The 11,102-nt window shown below is 46.5% G+C and carries 5 protein-coding genes; 4 read left to right on the top strand and 1 reads right to left on the bottom strand.

Annotated features, from left to right (window positions below; genetic code table 11):
- The first annotated feature begins 45 nt into the window (after positions 1 to 45).
- Positions 46 to 4,065 (top strand): DNA-directed RNA polymerase subunit beta', encoded by a 4,020-nt coding sequence (locus HXT44_RS05945; protein WP_421782798.1) that lies wholly within the window; start codon positions 46 to 48, stop codon positions 4,063 to 4,065.
- 243 nt (positions 4,066 to 4,308) lie between these two features.
- Here the strand turns inward: HXT44_RS05945 and HXT44_RS05940 are convergent, their stop codons facing one another.
- The gene (locus HXT44_RS05940; protein WP_421782797.1) at positions 4,309 to 5,295 is read right to left on the bottom strand and encodes a hypothetical protein; all 987 of its coding nucleotides are present in this window, start codon (positions 5,293 to 5,295) and stop codon (positions 4,309 to 4,311) included.
- A 791-nt stretch (positions 5,296 to 6,086) separates the two neighbouring features.
- Between HXT44_RS05940 and HXT44_RS05935 the strand changes: the two genes are divergently transcribed.
- The 3 genes from HXT44_RS05935 (at position 6,087) to HXT44_RS05925 (ending at position 11,005) form a co-directional block, all read left to right on the top strand.
- Positions 6,087 to 6,386: a helix-turn-helix domain-containing protein gene (locus HXT44_RS05935; RefSeq protein ID WP_240318917.1), complete on the top strand. Its 300-nt coding sequence runs from the start codon at positions 6,087 to 6,089 to the stop codon at positions 6,384 to 6,386.
- Positions 6,387 to 7,252: 866 nt separating this feature from the next.
- The gene (locus HXT44_RS05930; RefSeq protein ID WP_421782795.1) at positions 7,253 to 9,013 is read left to right on the top strand and encodes a SpaH/EbpB family LPXTG-anchored major pilin; all 1,761 of its coding nucleotides are present in this window, start codon (positions 7,253 to 7,255) and stop codon (positions 9,011 to 9,013) included.
- An 807-nt stretch (positions 9,014 to 9,820) separates the two neighbouring features.
- Entirely contained in the window at positions 9,821 to 11,005 is a 1,185-nt protein-coding gene (locus HXT44_RS05925; RefSeq protein ID WP_421783221.1) for a class C sortase, read from the top strand.
- Positions 11,006 to 11,102: the final 97 nt, after the last annotated feature.

Below are 11,102 nucleotides of genomic sequence, written 5' to 3'. Positions count from 1 at the left end.
AATTAAGAAACGTTAAAAACAATTTCATGAGACAGGACGATAAGAGTGCTGGACGTCAACGCATTTGACAAACTGAGGATTGGACTGGCAACCGCCGAAGATATCCGTAGCTGGAGCCACGGCGAAGTAAAGAAGCCAGAAACCATTAATTACCGTACCCTAAAGCCAGAGAAGGACGGTCTGTTCGGTGAGCAGATCTTCGGTCCAACTCGCGATTGGGAGTGCGCATGCGGCAAGTATAAGCGCGTGCGCTTTAAGGGAATCGTGTGCGAACGATGCGGCGTAGAAGTTACCCGCAGTCGCGTTCGCCGCGAACGCATGGGTCATATTGAGCTTGCAGCTCCGGTAACGCACATTTGGTTCTTCAAGGGTGTGCCAAGCCGTTTGGGCTACTTGCTCGACATTGCACCTAAGGATCTTGAAAAAGTAATCTACTTCGCAGCCTACATGGTTACGAAAGTCGACGAAGAGCAGCGTCACCAAGATCTTCCAGATTTGCAAGACGAATTCGATACAGAAATCGGCAACCTTCGCAAGCGTCGTGATAACGAAATTGAAGCGCGCGCTAAGAAAGTTGAAGAAGACTTGCATGAGCTGGAAGAATCTGGTGAAGGCAAAGGTGCTGCAAGATCTAAGTTGCGCGCTAGTGCAGAACGCGAAATGTCTGCTATTCGTACTCGCTATGACGAGCAAATTCAGCGTTTGAACGCCGTATTCGATCGTTTCAAGGGCTTGCGTGCCGGCGATATGGAAGGCGACGTTGACTTGTGGCGCGAGATGGAAGATCGCTATGGCGATTACTTCGAAGGCTGCATGGGTGCTGAAGCTATTAAGAAGCGTTTGCAAGATTTCGATTTGAAGTCTGCTGCCGAAGAACTTCGCGCAGAAATTGACAACGGAACCGGTCAGCGCAAGGCTCGCGCTTTGAAGCGACTGAAGGTTGTAAACGCGTTCTTGACTACTGGAAACAAGCCAGAAGCTATGGTTTTGGACGTAATTCCAGTAATCCCACCAGACTTGCGACCAATGGTTCAGCTCGATGGTGGTCGTTTTGCAACTTCCGATTTAAACGATTTGTACCGTCGCGTAATCAACCGTAACAACCGTTTGAAGCGACTTATTGAGCTTGGTGCTCCTGAGATTATGCTTAATAACGAAAAGCGCATGCTTCAGGAAGCAGTCGATTCGCTCTTCGACAACGGTCGCCGTGGACGCCCAGTAACCGGCGCATCCAACCGACCATTAAAGTCGCTTTCCGACATGCTTAAGGGTAAGCAAGGTCGATTCCGACAGAACTTGCTCGGTAAGCGTGTTGATTACTCCGGCCGTTCCGTAATCGTCGTTGGTCCAAGCCTTCGCATGCATCAGTGCGGTTTGCCAAAGCCAATGGCATTGGAGCTTTTCAAGCCGTTCGTTATTAAGCGTTTGGTAGATCAGGGCTTCGCTCAGAATATGAAGAGCGCAAAGCGTTTGGTAGATCGCGGCGACTCCGAAGTTTGGGGCGTCTTGGAGGAAGTTATTTCCGAGCATCCTGTGCTTCTTAACCGCGCACCTACACTTCACCGCTTGGGTATTCAAGCATTTGAGCCAATTTTGGTTGAAGGTAAAGCAATCCACCTGCCACCACTTGCCTGCGCAGCATTCAACGCAGACTTCGATGGTGACCAGATGGCAGTGCATCTTCCGCTTTCTGCCGAAGCTCAAGCCGAAGCACGCACTTTGATGATGGCTTCCGACAATATCTTGAAGCCAGCAGACGGTCACACCGTTACAATGCCTTCTCAGGATATGATTCTGGGTCTTTACTACTTGTCTACCGTAATTGACGGAGCAAAGGGTCAGGGTCGTATTTTCTCCTCGCTTGCTGAAGCTGAAATGGCTCTCGACAAGCATGAGATTGACATGCAAGCTAAGGTGCTGATTCGAGTTCCTGCAGACTTCGTATTGCCAAAGAATTGGGAGCCTGCTGAGCTTAAGGTTGTTGACCCTGAGCCAGGCAGCCCGGACGTTGTGTGCGAAGAGCGTTTTAAGGACGGAACTGTACTGTTTGCAACTTCTTGCGGACGCATTTTGTTCAACGGAACTTTGCCAGTCGACTATCCGTTCGTAAACGAGCAGGTGCCAAAGGGCGTACTTTCTAAGATCGTCGACGAAATCGCAACCCGCTATTCTACAGCTCAAGTTGCAGCAACACTCGATGCTTTGAAGGATCTCGGCTTTACTCGTGCTCCTTGGTCTGGCGTAACAATGGCATTCTCCGACATTGTGCTTCCTCCAAATCGCGAACAAATCGCGCAAGATTACGAGGATCAGGCTGCAAAAATCAACTCTCAATACGATATGGGTCTTCTTACCGACGAAGAACGTCGTCAAGAGTTGATCAACTTGTGGACTGAATGCACCGACAAGGTTGCAGACGCAATGCGCGAAAACTTCCACGACGACAACAACGTGAACATCATGGTTCAGTCAGGTGCACGTGGTAACTGGATGCAGATTCGCCAGATTGCTGGTATGCGAGGTCTCGTGGCAAACCCTAAGGGCGAGATTATTCCTCGACCTGTTAAGTCAAACTACCGCGACGGCTTGTCCGTGTTGGAGTACTTCATCTCCCAGCACGGCGCTCGTAAGGGCCTGGCAGATACCGCACTTCGTACGGCAGAATCTGGCTACTTGACTCGTCGTCTTGTGGACGTTTCGCAGGAAGTAATCGTGCGCGAAGAAGATTGCGGCACTAAGCGCGGTCTTATGATGAAGATTGCTGATCGCGACGAAAACGGCAATTTGACGCTTGTTAAGGCTGCTGATGGCGGTCCATACTCGCGCTTGCTTGCTGCAGACGTGCTCGATCCTGCTGACGGCACTACAGTTTTGGCAAAGTGCGGAGATGCGCTTTCTATGGACGTTTTGCGCGATTTGGTTGCGCACGGCGTTGAGGAAGTTAAGGCGCGTTCTGTGCTTACTTGCGAATCTAAGCGCGGCGTTTGCGCAAAGTGCTACGGATGGTCCTTGGCTACGAGCCGACTCGTGGATGTTGGCGAGGCTGTTGGTATTGTTGCAGCACAGTCCATTGGTGAGCCTGGTACGCAGCTTACGCTTCGTTCCTTCCACTCTGGTGGCGTCGCTTCGGCTTCTGATATTACTCAGGGTCTTCCTCGTGTTACGGAGCTTTTCGAGGCTCGTACTCCTAAGGGTGAGGCTCCAATCGCTGAGTTCCCAGGCGTTGTGAAGGTTGAGGATACTGACCATGGTCGTCAGGTGACTTTGACTCCAGACGACACTACGGTTGAGCCAATCGTTTACCCTGTGACGCGTCGTGCGCCAATGCTGGTAAAGGATGGCGAGCATGTTGACGTTGGTACGCAGCTGATTGAGGGTTCTGTGGATCCTAAGAAGATTTTGCGAATCCTTGGTCCGCGCGCAGCTCAGGTGAATATTGTGGAAGAAGTTCACAACGTTTACCGTTCTCAGGGCGTTGATATTCACGACAAGCACATTGAAGTTATTGTGCACCAGATGCTTCGCCGTATTACGGTGATCGATTCTGGCGATACGGATCTTCTTCCAGGTGAGCTTGTGGATCAGGCAAAGTTCCGTGAGGCAAACTTGGCTGCCGTTAAGAACGGTGGCAAGCCTGCTGCTGGTCGACCAGAGCTTATGGGTATTACCAAGGCTTCTTTGGCTACGGATTCTTGGCTTTCTGCAGCATCGTTCCAGGAGACTACGCGCGTGCTTACTGAGGCCGCCTTAAGCCAGAAGGAAGATGACCTCAAGGGCTTGAAGGAGAACGTGATTATCGGTAAGCTCATCCCAGCTGGTACCGGTTTGGCGCGTTACCGCAACGCTAACGTGGAGCCGGATCCTCAGGTGCGTGACTCTATTTATCCGAACTTTGGTTTGGGTGGTGCAGATAGCACGCCTTCGAACTTCGGTGAGAGCGATATGGGCGATGTTGACTTCTCCAACATTGATTTTGGCGACATGAAGCTCGGCGACGACTTTAATCCAGATGATTACCTTGATGATCAGGGTGGTCAGGGTGATTACGGCGACGAAGCTGAGTGACGCTAGTCTGATATAAAAATGGGGCTTCAAGCTTTCGGGCTTGAAGCTCCTTTTTTGTTGCGCGTTGGCGGTTTTTCCGCGGGTTTGTGGACTTAGGTGGGGTGTAAGTCCCCAAAAGCGAGCATCCCTCCTCGGGTTTGTGGACTTGGGTGGGGTGTATGTCCCCAAAAGCGAGCATACTTCCTCGCGTTTGTGGACTTGGGTGGGGTGTAAGTCCCCAAATGCTCGCATTGTCCACCTTTTTCACACATGCACTTTTGGAACACCTGCAGATAACAGTTTTTTCTCAAGCTTTCTAGAATCTACAACATCTGCAAAATCGAAGCGCACAATCTTACTTGCTCCACATTCGTAAATAATTCGTTCTCTGTTGCGTTCTCGTTTCACAGCATTACGATCGTATTTAAGTGCTCTGTTTGCGCTGCCAAAATCACCATCAATAAAATTATCAGAAGAGTTGTGATTAATATCGCAATTTAAATTTTTTCCGCATCCAATTAAATACTTATCTGTTCCATCTAATTCTCCAACTATAAGACTCTCATTAACCTTCCATGCAAAATCGGCGCGCAGTGGCCAGTCTGGATTATTGTTATTTTGGAATTCATATTGTAAATAAGGTTTAATAAAGCCCAATTCAAGCATTGCGGCTCTTGCCAGAGATTCCCCAGCGTTTTCGCTTTTTGGTGACGCAAAATTACAAAGAAGCCGCAGTCGTGCAAAAATATCAGTGTCGTCAATGTTTGCAAAATAAGGGTTTTGAGATTTTTCAAAATACTGATGATTATAGAATGGTTGAGCATCTTGTTGATAGCGCGCAAATTCGTAAAATTCGCAACAAGTTTTGTGAATTTTCTCAAGATCAAAGCCTTTTCGGCATGCCGAGTCAAAGGTTGGCAGAGCAATTCTAAATGGTTTGGTCCATGCTTCAACAAATAGAATGTTGTAGATACTAGCGGCATGATCAATTGCGCTTTCTTCTGGCGTTTTAATGTGCCCGAATGTTGAAGTTTTTAGGATTTTTATAGTGTCATTCGTATCTTTATTAGCTTCGTTAGAAGCTGACGATTGAGTGTCATCGTGCTTCTTATGATTTTCTTCGAGCCTAATTCCATTCTCGTCTTCAATAATGTCTGGAAGGTGGACGCGTTTAAGCTGCCGTTTTTCTATCTTTCTTACAGCTTTCTCATTTGTTGATTCAGCAGTTTTGTTTGGATATGGACATGACACGTATATGTTTATTTGTTTTGATTGATTTTTGTATTCTTCAACTATGTCTAGTCCTAGTAGTGCTGCGCCAGATTCTCCGGTATATTTCCAAGATTTTATTTTTATTTTTTTTAGCGAGAGTAATAGCTATGTGTCGCACTTTATCTATGTACCATAAGTTTTCCCAATGTGCGCGCCTTGCGTACAATCCGTAGTACGGTTCAACGAGATAGCCGGATTTTAATTGTTTGCGCAGAATTTTGCGCGATTGAGTACACGATGCCATAAAGCATGAGCCTTGATTTTCTGATTCCAAAATGCCTGATAACGTTTTACAATCTTTCATGCTGATGATGCTATTTTTATATGATTCAAGTTGCAATATATCTTTAGAAATGTGGATAAAAGTTATTTTTTATACGCACATTTTTCTATTTGATTTGACAAAATTATATCTTGTTGATAAAGAAGCATGATGCGTTTAGGTGCGTGTGAAGTTGCGCGAGTTTGTGGACTTAGGTGGGGTGTATGTCCCCAAAAGCGCGCACTTTATCCCGTGTTTGTGGACTTGGAGCGTGTGTAAGTCCACAATTGTGCGCATTCTTCCTCGTGTTTGTGGACTTGACTGTACTGTTTCTGCGCGCGGGTCTCTGGTTGCTTGTTTTGACAAGACGCGCATATACTATTATGCTATATATAACATAAACAGGGGGTTGGGGAATTGTTTGATGTGATTTTTTACAGTGAAAAAGCAAGAGTTGTAGGAAAAGCAAGAGTTGCGGCGAATGCGCGCAGTGCAGGGAGCGCGTGCAGTGCAGGAAACGCGAATGAATGATTTGCATGAACTCACGGACGAGCTTATGAAGGATCCCGAGTTCAAGAAAGAGTATGATGCGCTTCAGCCGGAAAGAGACTTGACTATGTCGCTTGTGATGGCGAGAAAAAGGGCTGGTTTGACTCAGGCTGAGCTGTCGGAGAAGACGGGTATAAGTCAGTCGGATATTAGCAGGTTGGAAAATGGTTCGAGGAATCCGACTATTGCGCTTTTGAATCGTATTGCAAATGCTTTGAACGCGACTTGTAGGATTGAGTTTGTGCCGAATGCGCGTTGACGTGTTTTAGCGCTGCGATTTAGCGCTCAACTTGCCTTGTACTTTCCAAACGAACTTGTTGGAAATTCCGACAGGTTGACTTTTCGTTAGGAATATAAAGAAAGCACAATCGTGTGCGCGCTTGCGTGGAAAGCCCAGCATAATTTCTAAAGCACAGCCACACTAGCCTGCCCTGCCTTCGTCTTTGTTGACGAAGGCAGACCTCGCTTGCGTTGAAAGCACACTGTGCTTTCAACTCTGAGCAAGCTCGGCGTTCCGAGTTGCTTTCGCGCGCTAAATCGCTGCGCTCAAGCAGGTCGTCGCGCGTGGAAAGCCCAGTGGGCTTTCCGCATTATGCAAGCGCTACCGCATTGAGCTTGCTTGAAGCGCGCAATGCAGCTTCAAGCAAGGGCAATGCGACACGCCGATGGTTTGAGTTTTGAGAAAAAATAAAAAACGCAAAAAACAAAAAGAGCTGGTTATTTGACACCCCTCAAACCCGTTGTTTTTCAACGATTTTTGTACCGGGGGGGGGGGTAGATGCTCAGAAACATAAACATTTGACTGTGTTATACTACATCTCATTTTTCGTTTAAATATCGATTAATATTATATGTACTCACGGTTGAGCGTTATCGCGCAATTTGCGAAAAATAGCTAAATGATGAAAGTTTGCAGTTGTATTTCTGCGTTCGCATCTGTGTGTTTGCACTGATGCTGTCGTCAATGCAATTGTCAGTATGTCATAACGACACAATTGTTAATATGTCATAACCTTTTGTTTAGCTTGTAACCTGCTGTTGAGCCTAAATAAAGATGTAAGACGATTAGTTTACTTATTGAAGAGAGGAAATATGCGTCTACAGACTTCAAAGTTAAAACGCGCCGTGGCACTCGTAGCTGCCTCCTGCACGCTCGGTACCTGCTGCATCGCTGGATCCATCGCATGGGCGAATAGTGAACAGGGTAAAGATGGTGCAAATGTTGGAAACATCGATGATACTAAAAAAGACAATGGTACTTCTATAACCATTCACAAGTACCAAAGTCCTGCAACTGATACTAGATCTGATGGATCTGATCAGAGTAATCTTGTTAAGGATAAGAAGCCAGTTAAGGGTGTTGAGTTCAAAGTTTGCAAGGTCACTCTTAAGGAAGGCAAAGATGCTGATGCCAAGAAGATTGATTTGTCTACAGCTGAAGGCTGGAAGAAAATCAAAGACATCCAGGAGCTTGACCCTTCTTCTGCTACGAAGAATGCAGCTTCATTCCTCAAAGGTGATAATGCTAAATTCGTAACGGTCGATACTGATTGCAAAAAACAAACAACTGGTGAAGATGGTTCCACAAAGTTTGATAAGCTTGCCGAATCGCTTTACTACGTTGAAGAATCTGACACAAAGGGTGCTCAAATTAAGGATGCTCAGGGAGTGTGGAAGCCTGTAACTGTTACCGGTAAGGTTGATCCATTCTTCATCACAACGCCTTTGCCTCACAAGACTGCAAATACATGGGAATGGTTGTACGACGTCAATGTGTATCCAAAGAACGACACCAGTGACGACGTTGCTCGTAAGACGCCAAAGACTCCAACCAAGCTTTATACTGATGATGGAGACGCTATTATTCCATGGGATATTTCTATGCCTTTGACTCCTCCTTCTGACAATAAAGCTTATAAGAAGATTGGATTCGTCGATTCTCTTCCTGAAGGTTTGACGTATGATAGCTTAGCTGAAGTTAAGCTTGTTAAGAAAGGGAAAGCGACTGGTTCTACAGCAAGTGATGTATCTCTTACCGAAAATACTGACTACAAGGTTGAGACTGGTACCGATAAGAAAAAAGTAACGTTTAGTCTTTCTGACTCTAGGCTGAATACGCTCTCTGAAGATTTCAGTAGAAGTACTTATGTTCTGAAAGTTACTTTAAAGACGAAGGTCGCTAAGGATACCAAGAACGTTACCAACTCGATTAACGGCTGGATTGATGACAGCAAGATTGGTGATAACGGTGATCCGGAGCATCCATGTGTTCCAACTAAGGAAGATCCGAAGAAGTGCGATAAGAACCCTCACGGTACTTCGCATTTTGCTACCTTGAAGATCACCAAGGTTAATGATGCTGCTGATAAAGCTAAGGGCAAGAAGCCATTAAAGGGTGCAGAGTTCACTGTTTACCCAGTTAAAGAAGGTACAAAGTTTACCGATGTTTCAGGTGAAAATGTAACTAAGGAAACTATTGATGGAAAGCTTGATAAAGGTACAAACGATGCCAACGCTATCAAGCTTAAAGCAACTGATGATAATGGTGTAACCACTGCAAACTTGTTCATTGGTACTAATGATGTTGCTTCCAAGATTTACTGCGTTGTTGAGACCAAGGCTCCTGCTGGCTTCAAACTGAATGAAACCCCAACTTGCTACGAGGTTAAAGTAGAAACCAAAGAACAGGCAGCAGCAGGTCTTAATAATGACAACGCTCACGAGATTGTCAACTCCCAGGCAACCGAACTCGACAAAATCCTTAGCAACTTGCCAATGACCGGTGCTCGCGGCTTGGTGATTTTGACAGTTTGCGGCATTGTTGGCATCGCTGGCACGCTCTTCTACGTTGTGATGAAGCGTCGCAAGGAGCAAGAACAGGAGTAAAACTCGCTCGGCTGGCTGAGTTGCTTGGGCGGTTGTTCCAGCTGATTTGCTCTGCCGGTTGCGCAGTTTGGTTTCGAAACAAGCTGTGCAACCGGTTTGAGCTGATTAGTTGCGCAGTCAGGTCGGAGCGCAAACGCAAGAAATTCTCCGGCAAATGTTCCCAAACAACGCAAAAACGATAACAAACGCCGGAAATTCCTCAGCAAATGTTTCCGAAGCTTTGCATCAGTGCTTTGCAAACGTTGCGTCCGAAGCTTTGCATCATTGCTTTGCAAACGAAGATTCTGAAGCTTTGCGCCAGTGCTTCTGCGAAAAGTGGTTTTGTAGCTTTGTAGTTTTGCTCTGCTGAAGTTGCTTCTGTAGCTTTGCGCCAATGCTTTGCTAACGGCGATTATTTATCGATTAGCGAACTTTAACATTAATGCTCTGCGGACGTTGAGTATTTATTGCTTAAAGAACACTAGCGTCATTGCTACTGCGCACATCACATCAAACACACTCACCACCAACCCATCCGCAGCTTAATTGTGCGACTCTAGTTGCACTTAGTAAACCACGCAGTTGCGTAACTTTTGCACGAGTCTATGAGTTTTGTGTTGTTGTTTAGTATGTTGAGAGGCTGGAAAAATTGTGTTCAGCAATAAAAGAGGACTGAGGAAGCTACGTTCTTTTAAGAACAAAGCAGACAGTAAAGCCTTTAACAGCCAAAGCGACGAAGGACGGGAGCTTGCGCAAACACAAATTTTCCAGTCTCGTCAAGCCCAAAGAACAAGAACATCAGCCAAAACTCATAGACGATACCAAAGAATATCGAAAATAAACTCGCGCAACAACGCCAAAAACTGGCACTTCTCTAAGTCCTGCATAGTCCCTGCTTTGCTGTTGCTTGCGTCGTTTGCGTCGCTTATTTATCCGCACGCCGCCATGTGGCTAAGCCAATACCACATGTCGGAAGTTGCTGCTGAGTACGCGAAGCTTATAACTCATGCTGTTCCTGCTCCGCATGAGCAGCTCCGCCGCGCTCGTGAGTATAACAGTCAGCTTTCGTCGGGTGCTATTTACGAAGCAAATACTAACATACCGACTTCTCACGGAGTTACTTCCGATGCGAGTCAGGATTATTGGGATCAGTTGAAAGTGAACGACGACGGGTTGATGGCTCGTTTGCGAATCAAAAAAATTGATCTTGATTTGCCTGTGTATCACGGCACAGAAGATGCCACTCTTCTGAAAGGTCTTGGTCATTTGCGTGGAACTTCGCTTCCGGTTGGCGGCAAGGGCACGCGCTCTGTGATTACGGGGCATCGCGGTTTGGCAAGTGCGGAAATGTTCACAAGGCTGGACGAAGTTGGAAAAGGTGACACTTTTACAATTGAGGTTTTCGACGAGATTCTCACCTACAAGGTAGTTGACAAAATCGTTGTGAACCCTGATGAGACGAAGAAGATTGCAGCTGTTCCTGGCAAGGATTTGGTGACACTTATTACTTGCACGCCGCTCGGCATTAACACGCAGCGCATTTTGGTGACTGGTGAGCGAGTTGTGCCAACGCCTGCGGCGGATAAGGCACTTCGTGGCAAGAAGCCGGATGTTCCGCGATTCCCGTGGTGGGTTTTGGGCTGCTTTGGTAGTTTGTGCGTTGTGGGCGGCTACGTTTGGTGGGCTGGTCTGCCGGTTAAGAAGAAAAAGAAGGAAGACGAAGAAGATAGTGCGAAAGATAGTGCGAAAGATAGTGCGAAAGATAGTGCGAAAGATAGCGAGTCAAGTAGTGCTGCAAGTAGTGCTGCAAGTAGCGAAGAAGATAGAGAGTTAAGTAGCGCGAAAGATAGCGCTGTACGCAGAGAAGATCTTGCGCGTGAGGAAGCTAAGGCGATTAAAAATCGTCCGAAAAAACGGCCGAAAGTCAAAAAGTCTAGTTTGCGCAAGAAACGCAAGCGGAGTGGTCACGGCGAAAAGACTTTCGACTGGCTTATAAGCATCCTTGGTTTATGAGCGATTGCTTATAGGCAATAACAAAACTTAATAGAAAAACTTAATAACAAACTTGTGGTGCCGTGGGGGCGACGCAAAGCAGTTTAAAACAATGCAA

This window comes from Gardnerella sp. DNF01198P (assembly GCF_049244165.1).
GTDB classification, from domain to species: Bacteria; Actinomycetota; Actinomycetes; order Actinomycetales; family Bifidobacteriaceae; genus Bifidobacterium; species Bifidobacterium swidsinskii.
The sequence above is the reverse complement of the archived record's forward strand: the minus strand, read 5'-3'. Positions and strand labels throughout refer to the sequence as shown.